At 39.4% G+C, this 17977-nt stretch carries 6 protein-coding genes; 2 read left to right on the forward strand and 4 right to left on the reverse strand.

Annotated features, from left to right (window positions below):
- Positions 1–27 precede the first annotated feature (27 nt).
- The 4 genes from EPU_RS04965 to EPU_RS04980 all read right to left on the reverse strand — a co-directional run bounded on the left by EPU_RS04965 (position 28) and on the right by EPU_RS04980 (position 15742).
- Entirely contained in the window at positions 28–4290 is a 4263-nt protein-coding gene (locus tag EPU_RS04965; protein ID WP_029488044.1) for a fibronectin type III domain-containing protein, read from the reverse strand.
- 65 nt (positions 4291–4355) lie between these two features.
- Positions 4356–9776 carry a hypothetical protein gene (locus tag EPU_RS04970; RefSeq protein ID WP_029488045.1) on the reverse strand — a complete coding sequence of 1807 codons (5421 nt, stop codon included), beginning with the start codon at positions 9774–9776 and terminating at the stop codon, positions 4356–4358.
- A 136-nt stretch (positions 9777–9912) separates the two neighbouring features.
- Entirely contained in the window at positions 9913–15162 is a 5250-nt protein-coding gene (locus EPU_RS04975; protein ID WP_029488046.1) for a hypothetical protein, read from the reverse strand.
- A gap of 115 nt (positions 15163–15277) precedes the next feature.
- Positions 15278–15742 (reverse strand): C-GCAxxG-C-C family (seleno)protein, encoded by a 465-nt coding sequence (locus EPU_RS04980; RefSeq protein ID WP_010167304.1) that lies wholly within the window; start codon positions 15740–15742, stop codon positions 15278–15280.
- Between the two features lie 272 nt (positions 15743–16014).
- Here EPU_RS04980 and EPU_RS04990 point away from each other — a divergent pair, with 272 nt between their 5' ends.
- Both EPU_RS04990 and EPU_RS11585 read left to right on the forward strand, forming a co-directional pair.
- Positions 16015–17355, forward strand: a complete 1341-nt coding sequence (locus tag EPU_RS04990) for a hypothetical protein (RefSeq protein ID WP_029488047.1) — start codon at positions 16015–16017, stop codon at positions 17353–17355.
- A 259-nt stretch (positions 17356–17614) separates the two neighbouring features.
- Positions 17615–17977, forward strand: a 363-nt coding sequence (locus EPU_RS11585) for a hypothetical protein (RefSeq protein ID WP_044149579.1), incomplete at its 3' end; no start/stop codon positions are given.

Raw genomic sequence — 17977 nt, forward strand, 5'->3', positions numbered from 1 at the left:
CTAAATTGTATGAAAAGGAATAGTAATTTATAACCCAAGATTTACCAAAAGATCGCATATATAATCGTATGTTGCAGGTTCGAGAGGTTCGAAAGTGCTCTCATCGATTATGCCCAATGCATAGGCTTTACTGAGGCTTGCGCTATATTGCTTGCTTGCTCCTTCAAAATTTGTTTGTGGAGTTATAGTGAGTATGGAGTAGCCATTCTTGAGTTCGTATAACTTAATCAATCCGGCAATAGCCGCTTCGTTAGAAATCTCAGAGGTTTGAGATTCGGTAAATAATCCAGAATGAGTTGCCTGAGATATTTCTGAATCAGAAACTGATTTGTCTAAATCGATAGTTGTGTTTGCATATGCTATGCCAAGCATCAGATTTATAAACGCTGTGCTATTAACAGGTGTATTGCCGAAATATTTTAAGCCAAATTGAGTGATTCCGTATTTGGCAGTAATATCTCGAAGAGACTGAGTTAAATCTCTAGGCAAAGCAACATTGCGAGTTGAGTATAATGCATTGATGCCTATAAGGTTGGTATCAAATGTGGAATGCGCACCATCTTCGGCAACAATAGTTTGTGCTGGCATATCTTCCCAAATTTGTTGCGCGGCATTATATACTCGAGAAACAAGGTTGAGTGGAGAATATGCATTAAGCTTGATACTGACGTTCATATCTTTGCTTAGTGTTGAAACAGATTGAGGAACCATAGTATCGGTTACTAGATGTATCGCCACTTGCTCGGCAACCTGAAACGCATGTGGATAATCTAATTGCATATCGTTGAGATCATAATTTAAAACCTTGACAAATGTAAATACAGCATTGTCAGTGCTTTTTAGATTGCTTAAGTTTATGCCAGCAGGATTAATGTTGTAGATGACATCATTTGTCTCAATCTGCAAATTGATTCCTAGGCTATCCATAGCGGTAAGAAGCATCACAGGCACAGTAAGTTTTCTAACTACTGGATTTTCGATGCCATCAAATAAATTTAAATCAACATCAAAGGTATCTGAATCAGTATTTATTAATTGCGTAATAATACCTTCTGGATTTACAATTGTGTAATTCCATACACCAGAATCTTGGTCAAAGTCTTCTTCGTAATCGGTTTCAAATTCGATAACGTTATCAGGTTCTCCGGTATACTCATCTTTAGAAGTTTTGGTGACTATTCTAACCCAGTTGCTATACTCGGATTCTTCCTCGAGAGTTCTGTCTGTCTCTCCATCGAGAACAGTGATAATCGACTTAACTTTAACAAAATAGTCTTTATTGGATTTTAGATTGTTAAATTTAATCATGTTTTTGGCAAGAATTTGAAATGGATCTTCATCAGCACCGGCTTCGGTTTTGTTCTCTTCTGTAATTGTAACCACTGTCGCATCAATAAATTCTACGTTATCAGCAAATTCAACAGTGTATGCATAAGTTGTGACAACATTGCCCTCTGTAGATTCTCCAAAATCGTTTTCGTCTTTTTCCCATTGAACAGTAACATAATTATGAGTTATTGGATCATATTCTAAATCGAGTTCGATTAGGCTAAGCTTAGAAGCAGGGCCCAAACTGATAGGCACATCAGGTGGCAAAATTTGTTTAGTTTTTGCAAATACAGGTGAGCTCCAAGAAGATTTAAGGTCGCCTTCTTTTTGTTTTGCACGCACCCAGATATAATATTCGGTATCGGGAAAAAGTCCGGTAACTTCTATATATGCATTTTCACCATCACCTACATAAAATTCGCTATTTGCATCCGAAGATAAATCAAATAAAAATGAAACAGCATCGGGACCATCGGGGTCGTCTAATCTGCTATATACYAATTCATAATCAAACTTGTGGTTAAACTTAAAAAACACTTCTATACTACTGTCAGTAACTTCGTTTAGTGTAAGATTTGGAACAATAGGAACTTCTTCTTCGCTGGTAAAGTTTGCTAAAGTATTGTAGATGATAAAACTAGGATAAGACTGAATCAGTTTTGTGCCATCATCTAATAATCGGTACGCTCTCACAAAAGTGATATACGCAGTGTTTGGAAGAAGATCCTCAAGTTTGTGTTCATTCCAAGTTAGTCCTAGATCATCTTGATATGGTCTAATAACAGGTTCTTCCCATCCGGCGTTCCAATCTGCGTTGCCACCTTCGATTTCTGTCATATAAACCCACTCTTCTAGCGACAAAGAACCTTGCATATTTTTGACAGTTTCATAAGGCAAAGTTTGAATTTCGTATTTGATGTTATTGCCCAAAGTTACGGGRCGAGAGGTAAAGTTGTTTTCATAAAAGTTTGCGCCAACAAAATCTTTAACCATTTCGACGTTGTTTGGTGTAATTAAATCTATAGGAAATATCTCCAAAGAAGACGGTTGCTTGAAGAATATTTTGGGGTCTGTTTCTGCCAAAAATACTTTGGAGTTCCATTGATCGGTAAAGGGGATATTTTCTTCGTAGCCTTTGTAAAAATCTTCGGCTTTGGCAGAACCCTTGTACATCATTTCTTGCCATTCTGTACGCCAAATTATATCTGCTGTCGTGGTGGTAATGCTGTCATCTTTTACCATAACAGGAGGTTTTACAAGAACTGGAGGAATGAAGATATCGCCATTTTTATCGATAGTGATTGCAACAATGGTGGGCTCCGAAATTGCGTATCTGGCACCATCTTGTCGCTTGGCAACGATCTGAATGTAGTATGTTTTATTGGTAGCAAGAGGTCGCAATATCTCTTCGACATCATAGTATTGAGCTACAGTTTTCTTAAAACCTACAAGGTCTCCAAACGGTGTCTTAACTAAAGTTGATTCATCATCTGGATCGATCAAAATGTTGCGCTCAATAGGAGCGAGCCCGTTTTCGAGCAGAGAGCTATCAAGAGATTCTTTACGCTCGGTTATCCATATATCATAAACTAGATCATAATCAAATGTCTTATTGCCATCTAAGGCGGCTGCCTCATACGCATCCCAAACCAATTGGATTTGTACCGGAGCGTTGTTGATTACAGTAAAAGTTTGATTTGCAAAGTTTTCGGCATTATATGGAGTTGTATCACCTTTAACAAGATATTCTGATGCGATATTGGCATTTAAATCTATACCTGTATTAAAAGGCTTAGGAATTTGAGGAGAAGATGGTTTTTCGACCGCATCATAAGGAATATACTCTACTTTTCCTGTAGTAGGAGGTGGAGCTAGAGTGTTGTTAGTGGATAAGTCGGTAAACTCAAATTCTAGCCAATAAACAGTAGTTGCCTCTGGTTCATAGAGTTCGTAATAACCAATAAGGGCACCGTTGTTATCTTGAAAAGTAAAGATTTCTTGTGGATTTTGCCCTGCAACTTGTGCCATAATGCTGGTTTTTGTAAGAGAGTAAGAGTTCTCTAAAATGCTTGCAGAGATATTCCACTCTAACCTAATTTTTCCATTACCAACGTTAAAAACTTTTAGCGGAATACTAGTGATGGCACTGACAACTTTWGGATCTAGACCAATGGTTGTTTGTTCTCTTAGTGGATCTCCTTCAGAAAAGTCTGGCATAACATAAACAGAATACATTTGGCCAGGGCTAACTCCTTCGGAAATTAGGTATCGAACATATTGACGACCATCATTAGGATCGGTAAAAATGTTATCTTGAGTTAGGTCAGTTGCTTTGAGAGTGATATCACTGTTCTCAGGAAAGTCGCCGATATCTCCGGCAGCGCCCTGAGTGTAGCCCAATGTATATTGAATGTTGGGAATGTATTCAAAGACTACTTCTAAACCTTCGTCGGTACCAGTAACCTGAGTATTCAGATCGGTAATAATTTTGATAGAAGTAAGTTCTGATTCGATGATACTATCGTATTTTTCGTCAGTAGCTTCATCAACCACGGTGTGTAAATGGCGTGCTACCAAATTTATTTGATAGAATACACCGCTTTCTAGCAATACGCTGATATCTTGTTCGGTAGTATCGGGACCAATAGGCATATCACGTCCTGGAGAAGTTCCCATAAAATCCTCAGTGGTCAGTTCGTATCCAGTAAGGTCGTGAGATCCCTCAACATCAATAGCCGGGTCGCTTCCGGAGGCGTCTCCATCTTTATCTGCAGCGATTTCGGGTCGGGTCCACCCAAACAGTACATCTGGTACAATAGTAAATTCACCATTTTTCTTATGTGTAATATTGGCATATAAGTCCGTTGGAGGATTCTGAATATTTGCAAATATATTAATAGGAAAAAGTGAAATTACCATAACAGATGCTAGCATAAAAGCTGTAATTCTCTTTGTTTTCATGTAATTTCCTCCTTCTAATAGAACAATATGTATAGCCAAGCATCAGCTATACACATATATTTAGATTATCTAGCCATAACTTTAATAAGCATATTTAACAAGTCCTCAGGATCAAGAGGCATTGTTGGATAAAGCTGGTTGTTAACTGGCTCAACAAATCCAAGTTCTATAGCAGCAGAAATGTGTTGTCTATAATTAGGTTTAAATGCGCCAATATTGGAGATTGCTTGTCGATTGCTAATCATAATACTAGAAACATTGGTAAAGAATAGTTTTTCATAAAGTTGCATTACAATGTAGATCGCATCTTCTTGAGTGATAGAGCCTGTAAGATTAACAGGATTGACATCTCGGAAGCCTGCTTGTACTAAAAAAGTAGCAGGATTAGTAAATTTGTTAGCACCCAAAATAGAGGCAATGGCGGTATATAACTGTTCTTTAGAAGCCGTATCTCCAGGACCTAGTTTGGTGCCAAATATTATATCTAAATCGTAGCGTTTAATAAAGTCTTGGTCTACAGAGTCTATATCAATCGCAGAGCCTATCTCTTCTTTAGYACCTCCAAAAACTACTGCAGAAGGCTCCGAAAGCTCTGTTGCCCATCCGTCAATCATTTGAAAYGCATAAGTTTCGTGCCAGCCTTTGTCATAAATAAAAGCAGTGGCATCAGATGTATCTATGTCAGAAGTAATAAGAACAGAAGGCTTAAGCTCTTTGACTTTTTTGTCACGAATCATGGCGCTCTGAATATTTTCAAATGCTTTGTCCTGATAACGAGTAGAAATATTGGCAATTTCCGCTTCCACAATTTCGAGTAACTCATCGTCTTCTACAATATCGCCAGCAAGTGCCTCTTTTAAATCTTCTTCCACAGAAAGGCGCCCATCATCAATAAGGTCGTTGAGGTTATCGAGAATATCAACTTCCAAATAGATATCTTCATTATCCAAATAAACAACAGCTAATTCAAAATTTAACTCATCAGTTAGAGGTTCTTCGCCATCTACTTTGTCTAGTTCGCGAGTATATAAAGCAACTTTGATATAATAGTCTTCGATTTTGTTAGAGTTGGTATCAACTTTGGCATCGCTGATCTCATCTAAATATGAAGCAATAGTATCAGGGCGAATGTTGATGGAAAAATCGCCCAATGTTGCAGCCAAAGTGGCAGCGTGTCCATCAGCAAAAGATTTGCCAGGGAAGTAGTATTCGACAGTGGTAAAATTCTCGTTAGTGATTAAATCGAATTTTTCGTTTGCAAAGGCATCTTTGAGATAGGCTTCTTTAAATTTATAGATTCCAGTATCTTCTGTTTCGAGTAAAGTCCAATATTGAGATCCTCGAAGCTCTAGTACTAGACGGTCAAATTTAGACAAGTATTCTTCTAGCCTAGATTTGTCTTGCTCATCTTCGTCGTCTACTTCTGTTTGATATGAGACAGAGTTAGAGTATAGCGAACGAGGATTTTCTTCATCGGCAGCGACGTTGGTGTTATAATCTATAATTCGAACTTTTATGTCATATCTGGTGCTGGATTCAAAGCCTCTAAGATGATAAACATAGTATTGATACCCTTCTGGAGGAGTTGGTGCATCATCATTAGGTGTTAGTCGTTCTGCACTATATTTTCCGGCATTGGCAAAAGAAAAATCGGAATCGCCTTCGCCTTTGATAGAAATCTCGAAATCATAGTCATCTGGCACCACGGCGTCAGTAGGAATAGGTGCAATAAAGCTAACAACAACTTCATCTGTTGGGAGATAATCATATGCTTTAGTTTTTTCTACTTTGAGCTGTGCAGGAGGGTCGACAGGAGTTGTAGTGACAGGTTGGCTGATCCATTCGGAGCCGACAAGTGTACCGTCCACATCAACAATAGTKCGCAAATAGTAGTAATAAATTGTGTTAGGAGTTAATGTTTCGTCTTCCAATTTAAGTAAATCACTAAAAAGTGTAGAAGACAGCAATTTGGTAATAAATTCCGCACCATTATACTCGACGGAATATACACGATTGTCGCCATCAGTAAAATGCCCTCCAGTAGCAAAACCAAGCAAAGAAGGATCTTTCATCAARACATTTTCAAGGCTTAAGGAAGAATCTAAAATATCATCATCTAAGCGCGTGCTCTCTGTTCTAAGAAGCTCATAATACATAGGCTGGTCATCGTTTGGCTCATAATTAGGAGGATCCCAACGCAAAACAACAGAGGTGTTGTTATTTTGATCTTCTACCCAAAAATCTGCAGGAGTAGGTGGCTTYTGTTCTTCTGGGCTAGGTGGCTTAGGAGTCAAGTGTGTGGTGAATGTATGAATTTTAGAAAACGTAGAATATTTAGGAAGTACATCAGGAGCGCCACTGTCAACTCGAGTACGAATTTGAACGTAGTAAGTTTGGTTTTGATCGAGTCCTTTATATTCGATTTTTGGCCACGAATATGACGGCAAGATGTTGTCGTACCCATCAAAGTCTAGTCGCAATACTTTGCCATCTCGCAAGCTGGTAAGATAATTGCTTAAGTTAACATCCAAGCTTTGCTTTGGTACCACAATGTCAATATCAGTCGCAGAAATAACTCGGGCGTCCTCAAAGTTTTGCAATGTAGGCTCATCTTTCTGATATAAAAATACTTCATATGTTCTACCATATTTATCAATTATATCGTCGCTATCATATATATCCTCATAACCATATGTCCAGTCGATTGGGTCTAGCATATAGTCGATAAAGGTTTCTAGATTTACGACATTGAAATTGATTCTTTGGTTGGCCTTATAGATATCTGCAGGGTTTGGTGGGTCCACAATAATTACAGGCTCATCTGTGATAATGGTAACAATTGGAAGAATCTCGTTTTTGTTGGTAAAGGTGATAGCAACAGGGTTTGACTCGTTACTAAATGTAAGAGTACTGGTGGTGCCTTCTTCTCCCGGATCTCTATCATAGACCGCTCGTATCGTGAAGTAATAAGTTTTGCCAACATCCCATTGAGGATAGCTTAAGTCGCCAGTTTCGGCAGGTGGGGCAGGATAATTTGCGGCAGTTAAATATTCGTCATTTTTAAAGGCCGTGTTATCGAGGTGATTCCAATTAAATTCACCGTGATTTTGCTTTATGAGAACGTCTTCAACGGTAAAAGTTTCGGAAGACTGGTTATAGGTGTTAGTATCGCCAATTTCACCTGCATACCCAGTGATCTGAATCTCACCCTCGCCTTCTGTTACAACTTCTCTATCAACTTTAAAAATCTTGCTAAAGACTCTGCCATCAGCAGGAGTTTCTTTATCTTCATACATTAATAATTCATAGTATAAGGTACCGTCATTAACAAATTGATCCAGTTGCTGATTGTCTTCTGTATTTTTAGGTGCAGTAAAAGATATGTCAAACCCAATAGCCTGAGTGGGTTCGGTGGGGTGATCTGGTGGAACAACATAGATATTTTTAATTTCATCGATTAATGGTGTTGGAGGCTTGATATTTGTATCGATGGCCGCATTATATTTTAAATATTGGGATAGCAAAATTGTCTGATCAGAGATAACTACTTCGATTAAGTAACCTTGTTCACCATCAGATAGCATAGGAACGGGAACGCTGTCACTGATATATCCATAACCAATACCAACTAAGTTATCTTCGCTTGCTTCCTTGTTATCATAAACGCGATATTTGGTGCTGTCTGATAGGCCTTTGTATGGGGTATATGTTAAGATCGCATCGGTAAGAGAAACCCTTTCAACACGGTATTCCATATAGGTATAGAAGTCACCAGTTTTGGAATATTTCTGATTGATAAATCTGTTTTCRACAGGGTTATAAGGATTTTCGTCATCTATAATTTCGATTTCAACGATATTCATAAGCTCGCTATTGCTAAGAGAGCTCCATTCGATAAACTCTTTGGTGATAGCATCAGCATCAGCACCGCTGGCATCTTCTTGACCTAGGGTAGTTTGTCCATCATCAATTTCTAGCTTAAATATGTCGTCTTGAACCACTTTAATTAGGTGATGCCCAGCGATTTTGCCATTTTTTGCCTCTTCCTCGGTTGGTGCAACATAGGATTTTGTTGCAAGTTCATTAGGATTGTTGTGAACTGTTATGMYGCTGGGGTTATCTGGATCTGTTGAAAAGTTGAAGAAAAACTGTATGTTATCTTTGTCGTAGGAACTAATGCTAAATTTTCCTTTGAGATATTCGCCCTCAGTCATAAGTACTTCTTGATATTTGTCGTAACCGTTGCTTGTGGCTAATTCGTCTACATCGGGGGTTGCTATATTATCCTCGGCAGTAAATCTAGAATCAAGATCGAGAGGATGGTCAAACATAATGTCAAATCCAGGTCTCTCACCAGCAGTTTGAGGGCTTTCGATTTCCTCATCATTAATTAGAGTAGTCGGTTGCGGAGGATCTAGCTTAAGCCCAGGGTCGTCTGGATCTATCATATAGTGAGTAGGGACACCATCAAAATTGTTTAGCTGCTTTAGAATCTTTAGATTTTCGCTTCTAACAGGATTTTGAGGATCTTCATTTAAAGCATTTAGCTCGATAACTTTGTAGTTGACAATGCTACCAGATTTGACGCCACTATTGGTTAGGTGAAATCTAAATTCTCCGGTGCCTAATTTTTCAAATATATATCTAAAATTAAAATCGTTACCAGGGCCAATTAGTTTAATAGTGTTACCAAAGTCGGCTAAAAATTTACTATTGACATCAACTTCTTGGACTATTTTTCCAATAATAGATTTTCCGCCTATTGATATTTGCTCAGCAGAATCTTGGATAAAAATGTCATCTTTGATTGTTTCGTTTTGAGCAGTGTTTGGGTCATCTTCTTGATCGGGCTCTCCTTTATCAATTGAAGGTAAGCCGTCATTTGTCAGATCGTCTTTGTATCCGTCTGGAAGTGTATATTCGTCATAGCGACTGAGGTTTGAATTATATAGTGAATATTTTGTATAGTTAGAGGGCAGTTGATCGTATGGCCCTAAGTTGTTKGAATCTGGATAGTTGGGTGCATATTTTGGAAAGCCATAGTTTAGTAGATGATGACCCGAATTGTGAACAGTAGTTATTACTTGGTGTAAACCTGTTGCATCTGTTCGGAGCTGATGCGTAACGTGAATTATATTAGTAGTGTTGCGAACGTAATAAGAAATTTCATAGATACCGCCGTCTGTTCCATCAAACTGAATGCCCGCCCAATCTTCTAGCATAGGCTCGTTTTGGCTGGCCGCAAAGAAGGCAGGGTCTTCAGGAAGCGCAAATGCTCGTCGTTGTATATTAAATAAGGGTGTACCTGCTCGAGACGATGATTTAATATTTGATTGATAGTCTATCGGCGTTGAGTTGGTGTATTTTATAATATTAGCTGCTGTATTGTTATTAGGAGTGAGCGCAAAAGCTTCCACTTTGTGTATAGGTGGACTGCAAATCATGGCTCCCGCTAGAAAAGCAGCTAATCGTTTTTTCAATAACATAGTTCTCCCCTTTCGTATTTTGGCATCTTATGAAATATATATCGTCAACAAAAGGAAAAAAACTACATCGAAAAATGTCAACGCATTTACAAGTTAATTTCTACTGCATTACAATTTTGCGAACCGGGCAAACAGATCATCGAGTCGCGATTTTGGCAAGCATGGTTTGCAAGTCTGCCGGATTCATAGGCATCGTAGGAGATAGGTTTGGGTTAGCGAGTCCAAGTTCCACCGCTGCCATAATATATTGTCTATAATGTGGTTTGAATTCGGAAATGTTTGGAACAGCCAGGCGGTTGTGGATCATAATACTGGAAACGCTGATGAAGTTTATTTTTTCGTACAACTGCATTGCCATGTAGATAGCTTCTTCTTGCGTAACGGAGCCAGTGAGATTGACTCGAGTGACATCTCTAAATCCTTGCTGTAATAAAAATGCAACGGGGTCTGTATATGCATCGGCACCCAATATAGATGCGATAGCTGTGTATAGTTGCTCTTTAGATGCGGTGTTTGAAGGACCAAGTTTGGTGCCGAATGTTGTGTCGAGATCGTATCGATTGACAGCATCTTGCTCGGGAGGTGCAATGTTAATGTTGGGTCCGACGCTTGGAGTGCCAGCAAAAACGATGGCGGCGGGCTCGGTGATTTCTGTTGCCCATCCGTCGAACATTCTAAAAGCAAAAGTTTGACGCCAACCCCGGTCGTATATAAAAGCTGTAGCATTATAGCTATCAATGGCAGCAGATACCAATACTGCAGTTTCGAGCTCCTTGATATTTTTGTCGCGCTCGATAGCATCATGAACTACTTCGAAGGTCGCGTCCTGGTGGCGTGTTGCGATATTGGCAACTGCGTCTTCTACGATTTCTAGCAGCTGGTCGTCTTCTGTTACGCGAGAGGCAAGTGCGTCTTGCAAGTCTTCTTCCACAGATTCGCGACCGTCTTCGATAAGGTCTGTAATTTCGTCCAAAAGTTCGACTTCTATATAGATATCTTTTTCATCCAAGTGCACCACTTCTAGCTCGATATTTAGCTCATCGGTTAGCGGCTTTTCGCCATTAACGAAGTTGATCTCGTTGGTATATAATGTAAGTTTGATGTAATAATCTTCGATCTTATTGGATCTAACATCAGACCTAGCATCGGATATTTCGTCGAGGTATCGGTCGAATGTATCGGGGCGGATATTAACTGCAAAGTCTCCGATTTCTGCAGTGAGAGTAGCATCGTGCCCATCTTCGAAAGATTGCCCAGGGAAGTAATACTCGGCAGTAGTGAATGTAGGGGCCGCAAACAATTCGAAGGTATCGGTCGCAAGAGCATCGTCGAGATATGCCTCCTTAAATTTATATATGCCAGTATCGAAAGTTTCTAGCAATGGCCAATAGGGCTGCCCCTTAAGTTCCAAAACGAGGCGGTCAAATTTATCTAGATATTCTTCTAACCGTGATTTATCTTGCTCATCCTCATCGTCAACTTCGGTTTGATACGAAATAGAGTTTGAGTATAACGAACGAGGGGGTTCTTCATCTGCGGCGACATCGGTTGTGTAGTCTATAATTCGAACCTTGATGTCATATCGAGTACTGGATTCTAAGCCAGTAAGATGATATACATAATATTGATAGCCTTCTGGAGGTGTTGGCGCATCGTCGTTTGGAGTGAGTCGCTCTGCACCATATTTTTCGGCATTTGCAAAGGAAAAATCTTCCTCTTCCCCTTTGATTGCAATCTCAAAGTCATAATCTTTTGGCACTGATGCATGAACAGGAATAGGAGCAATGAAACTGATGACAACTTCGTCGGTTGGCAGGTAGTCATACTCTGTAGTTTTTTCGATTTTGAGTTGTGCGGGAGATTCGACGGGTGATGTTGTAACGGGCTGGCTGATCCATTCGGAGTGAACAAGCGTATTGTCGATATTGGCCACGGTACGCAAATAGTAATAATAGATTGTATTTGGAGTTAGAGTTTTGTCTTCGAGTTTGAGTAGGCTGCTAAAAAGYTGAGGGTCTAGCAATTTTGTTGTAAACCCGGCGCCATTATATGAAACCGAGTATACGCGGTCGTCACCATCGGTAAAGTGGCCGCCTGTCGCAAAAGCTGCCAATGATGGATCTTGCATCAAAACGTTTTCTAGGCTCAATGTATCGCTGAGAATTTCTGCATCTAGTCGCGTATCTTCGGTGCGAATCAACTCGTAATATATAGGCGCATCCGCTTGATAATTTGGTGGATCCCAACGTAGCGATACTGAGTTGTTGCCCTCCTGTTCTTCTATCCAAAAATCTGCTGGAGCAGGGGGTTTTTGCTCTTCGGGACTTGGGGGTTGCGGCGTTAGATGAGTTGTAAAAGTATGAATTTTAGAAAATGTAGAATATTGTGGCGGAGTGTTGGGATCTGCGCTATCTACTCTGGTACGAATTTGAACGTAGTAAGTTTGATTTTGGTCGAGGTCGTTGTATTCTATAGTAGGCCAAGCGTATTGCGGCAAGATGTTGTCGTAGCCAACAAAATCCAATTGTACAACCGCACCATTTCGCAGATGCGTAATATAGTCATCCATATCAACATCGATGCTTTGTTTTGGAACTGCAACAGTGATGTCGGAGTCGTCGACCGTTACTGCAGTTTCGAAGTCTGCCGCGGAGGGTTCGTCTTGCTGATACAGAAACACTTCGTACGTTCGGCCGTATTTGTCGATGATAGTATCGTTATCGTATACATCCTCATAAGCATAGGCCCAATCGATAGGGTCTAGCATGTAGTCGACAAAATACTCTAGATTTACGATGTTAAAGTTGAGCCGTTGGTTTGCGGAAGCTGAATCTTCGAAAATTACGGGCTCGTCAGTTATGACTGTAACAATTGGTAGCAGTTCGGCTTTGTTGGTAAACGTAATAGGAACCGGATTGGATTCATTGCTAAATGTCAGCGTGCTTGATTCATCTGAAGCGCTAGCATCTCGATCGTAGACTGCTCGTAATGTAAAGTAGTAAGTTTTTCCAACATCCCATTGCGGATAGCTTAGGTCGACTTCTGAAGGTGCGGCGGGATAGTTTGCTTCGTTGAGGTATTGATCGTTTGCGAAGTCGGTATCATCAAGCTGGTTCCACTCAAATCTACCATGATTTTGCTTTAATAATACGTCRGATACGGTGAAAGTTTCGGATGATGGGTTATAGGAAGCGGTGCCAGCATCTCCGGCATAGGCAGAAATCTCGATTTCACCTACACGGTCGACCTTAAATATTTTACTGTAGACTCTTTTGTTTGCAGGAGTTTCTTTGGTATCATACATTAGGAGTTCGTAGTACAGAGTACCATCATCGACTAGCTGATCGAGTTGCCGATTTTCTTCGGTATTTTTTGGTGCGGAAAAAGTGATATCAAACCCGATAGCTTGAGTTGGGCCTAGCGGTTCTTCGGGAGGCACGACATAGATGTTGGTGATCTCATCGATAAGCGGAGTTGGTGGCTTGATGTTGGTATCGGTCGCGGCATTGTATTTGAGATACTGTGATAGCAGATTGGTTTTGTCGGAGATAATAGCTTCCATCAAATAGCCCTGCTCACCGCTAGAAAGTATAGGAACGGGAAAGCTGTCGCTAACATAATCATATCCGGTATCGATGAGGTTGTCTGGCGTTGCTTCTTTATTATTGTAGACATTGTATTTGGTGTTGTTGGAGAGGCCTTTGTAGGGAACATATGTTAATCTGGCTTCATTAAGAGAGATTCGTTCGACGCGAAATTCCATATAGGTGTGTACACTGCCGGTGCTTTCGTATGTGCGATTTATAAATCTATCTTCGAAGGTGTGAGGGTTGTCATCGGCAACGATTTCGATTTCGACGGTATCCATCAATTCGCTACTACTGAGGCTAGACCATTCTAAATATTCCTTGGTGATCGGCTCGGCATCTGCGCCAGTTTCGTCTTCGCCACCAAGCTGAATGAAGGAATCATCGATTTCGGGCTTAAATATATCGTTTTGAACAACCTTAATTTGATGATACCCTGCAACTTTGCCATTTGCAGCTTCTGCAGTAGTTGGGGGAATATAGTGTTTTTGTGCAACTTCCTTTGGGTTGTTGTGGACGGTTATAAGTGAAGGGTTGTATGGGTCGGTTGAGAAATCGAAGAAAAACTGGATGTTGTCTTTGTCATAAGAGCTAAGACTAAATTTGCCTTGGAGATATTCTCCATGATCCATAAGCATTTCTTGATATTTGTCATAGCCACCGTTGGAAGCTAGTTCGTCTATATCTGGAGTTGCAGGATTATCGGCGGCAGTAAATTGGGAGCCAAGATCTAGCGGATGATCGAATACGATGTTGAAGCCTGGTCGTTCACCAGCAGTTTGGGGGCTTTCAATTTCGGCATCATCAACGATTTGGCTGGAGTTGTTGGGATCGATCATATAGTGAGTGGGAGCACCTTCAAAATTATTTAGTTGCTTCAAAATTTGTAAATTTTCAAATCGAGTAGGATTTAGAGAATCTTCATTTAGAGGATTGAGTTCTATAACTTTGTAATTGACAATATTGCCCGCGTCGACGCCACTGTTGTTGAGATGAAATCTAAATTCTCCGGTGCCTAGTTTTTCGAAGGTGTATCGAAATTGGAAATCGTTGCCAGGGCCGATGAGTTTGATGGTGTTGCCATAGTCTGCAATAAATTGGCTATTGAGATCTACCGTGTGAACTATTTTGCCGATGATGGATTTACCACCGATCGATATTTGCTCTGCAAAGTCTTGTATAAAAATATCGTCTTTGACTGTTTCGTTTTGGGATGTAGAAGGGTCGTCATTTTGATCGGGAGAGCCAGTATCTATAGCAGGCAGACCGTTAGCGCCGTCTAGATAACCATCTGGCAGTGTGTATTCATCGTATCTGCTTAAGTTGGAATTGTATAAAGCGAATTTTGTAAAAGTAGCAGGAAGGGGATCGTACGGACTTAAATTATTGGAATCTGGATAATTGGGAGAATATTTTGGAAAGCCATAGTTTAGCAGATGATGACCAGAGTTTTGAATTGTGGTGATGACAGTATGCTGGCCAGTAGCGTCKGTTCTGAGCTGATGCGTAACGTGAATTATGTTGGTAATATTTTTAACGAAATAAGAAATTTCATATATGCCACCATCAGTTCCATCAAAGCTGATGCCGGCCCAGTCATGTAGCAGGGGCTCATTTTGGCTTACTGAAAACATGGCAGGATCCTCTGGGAGCATAAAAGTGCGTCGTTCGATGTTGAATGAAGAAGTGGCGGCCTGAAGATGAAAGTTAGAATTTGTGGTTGAGAAAAGTTCATATGTAGAAGGACCGCAAATGAGTGCCCCTGCTAGAAAAGCAGCAAATCGAGTTCGTAATAACATAACTATCTCCTTTCGATACTTGGTATTTTATGGAATATATATCGGTAATAGTAAGGAGAAAATAGATAGATGATGTTAAAATTTTCCAAAAGACCAATTTGCTGCGGTAGAAGGGCTAATCTTCGATTTGGAGGTTAAGTTCTCGGCAAATAATTTTGGCGCAGTCATAGGCAACGTCGCCAGTTAAGCGGATGCATTGATCCATATGTTTTTTGCTTCCCTTGACCATGCCACGAGTAAGGATTCGGCAACATAGATGCTTGTTGTTGTGTTTAAAGTTGTCATGTAATTCGCCAGATAATTTCATAGCAGTTTGAACTTTGTCGTCCTTTGCTTCGCGTCTACCAAAAACCATCCCGATGCACATGACGCCTCCGTTTATAGCGCCGCAAGTGCAACCAGAGCCGCCGATGCCTACAGGAAATCCAGAAGCCATGGCAATTGCATCATCAGAGATATCGAGATCAAAAACATCTTTAATAGTTTTAACAACAGCTTCAGAGCAATAAAAATCTCCTCTGCGGTAATAATCTTCGGCTAAGTGTCGTACTTCTGATAAGTTAATAACTTTGTCAGTCATAATAGATACCTTCTTTCTGAAATAAATGATATTGGGGCAAAAAAAACTGCAACAGCGGAGTGAGAACAAGGCTGTTGCAGTAAAATGTAAAAAAGTTAAAATGGTAGCAATAGCTGCAATAAATGAGTTGGAAGCAAAAGAAATTGCAGTTGCTAATACCATCTTTACAATATAAAGTATATCCAGAAAAAGAAGAATCTATGCACAAAAAATAATAAAAATATATTAAGTTGGGCAAAATAAAAATATCATAGAAAAAGGAGTGAGAAGAGATGAAAAAAAATACCGATGAGAAGGTTGCGGTGACAGAAGAGGAAGAGATTGATAAGATGCTATCGACAGACGCAGTAAGGSAGACAAAGACTGAAATAGACGAAAGCATAGTAATAGCTGCGTTAGCTGCGTTAAATGAAATGAAAGCAATACAACCAAATGAGATAGTATCAATAAAAAAGGCAATTGTCGACAAAGAAGCAATGGAGCAGTTGGCTCTTTTAAAAAGTTTGGCGACTGCAAAAGTACAGTCAAATTATACGCATTTTATATATGATAGCATATCGAAGTCGGTATTTTCATATAGTGAAGGAACGATAAGTAAGACGATAGAGTATGTGTATAATCTGCCGGAGGGCAGCGTGCAGGTAACAACAGCGTTAACAGAGATGGAAGAAAAGCGGATGGATATCGTGTTATCGGCAGAAGAAGGGCATACAATCTACCATATAGAAAGCGAAAGTGGATATAAAGAATGGTTTAAAAAAGGAACTGATAGATTAGTAGATATAGGTGCAGCAGAAAATTCAATGCTAAAAAGGATGTTAAATTATAAAAATTTAATACAGCGTTCTCAAACAATATTGGAAGAAGAGGGAGCGGGGCAGATAGTAATATTTCCCAAAATTGAGCAATTACTAATATATATTAATAAGCATCCAAAAATTGACAGTTATAAATATAGAGAAGCGGATAATAAAGAGTGGAAAGAAATAAGGATATTGAAGGTAGGCGATTTGGACTTTTATGAAATGCGAGATAAGAAGCTGTACGGGTTGATGCTGTTGATAATAGCAAATAGGAGATCGCAATACGGTGGAACGAAATCGCAAGAGAAGAAGGATAGGTTGATAGAAGAAATAGTGGAATATGTTAGAGAAGCCTGTGTAGTAAAAGATAAGCTGACAGACTTAGTAGATAAGGAACAAATGGAAGAATCTATATTGAAATTGGTGCAAAGTTTTGGTAGAATGAATAAAAAGTTGGTAGCGAAATTAAAAAAGGAGGGCTTAATTATGCCAAGTAAAGCAAAAATATTTGATATGGGATTTCAAAAAGAGATTATTAATGAATATTTGAATGAGGTAGAAAAAGAAAAGAAAGCAATTGAGAGAGAAAAGCAAGCAGCGATAGAAAAAGCAGAACAAGAAAAGCAAGAAAAGCAAGCAGCGATAGAAAAGGCAGAACAAGAAAAGCAAGAAAAGCAAGCAGAGCGTAAAAAAACATTAGGCATATTTACAAATCTGGGATATTCATTAGAGCAAATAGTAGAAATGATGGGTTGGAAACAAAATGATGTAAATGCTATGATGAATAATAACAATAATTTATCGATTTAATTAAAAAAGTAGAAGCCTCCGAGAAATAAATGGGGGCTTTTTTGTATATGAAAGAAGTATTAATAAGCATCCAAAAATTGACAGTTATAAATATAGAGAAGCGGATAATAAAGAGTGGAAAGAAATAAGGATATTGAAGGTAGGCGATTTGGACTTTTATGAAATGCGAGATAAGAAGCTGTACGGGTTGATGCTGTTGATAATAGCAAATAGGAGATCGCAATACGGTGGAACGAAATCGCAAGAGAAGAAGGATAGGTTGATAGAAGAAATAGTGGAATATGTTAGAGAAGCCTGTGTAGTAAAAGATAAGCTGACAGACTTAGTAGATAAGGAACAAATGGAAGAATCTATATTGAAATTGGTGCAAAGTTTTGGTAGAATGAATAAAAAGTTGGTAGCGAAGTTAAAAAAGGAGGGCTTAATTATGCCAAGTAAAGCAAAAATATTTGATATGGGATTTCAAAAAGAGATTATTAATGAATATTTGAATGAGGTAGAAAAAGAAAAGAAAGCAATTGAGAGAGAAAAGCAAGCAGCGGAGAGAGAAAAGCAAGCAGCGATAGAAAAAGCAGAGCAAGAAAAGCAAGAAAAGCAAGCAGAGCGTAAAAAAACATTAGGC

The sequence above is a fragment of the Candidatus Epulonipiscium viviparus genome (genome assembly GCF_000171335.1).
Classification (GTDB): domain Bacteria; phylum Bacillota; class Clostridia; order Lachnospirales; family Cellulosilyticaceae; genus Epulonipiscioides; species Epulonipiscioides viviparus.

Bases quoted from the DNA above. Each gene is read 5' to 3' on its own strand.
- EPU_RS04980 (WP_010167304.1), bottom strand. From the start codon at position 15,742: ATGACTGACAAAGTTATTAACTTATCAGAAGTACGACACTTAGCCGAA.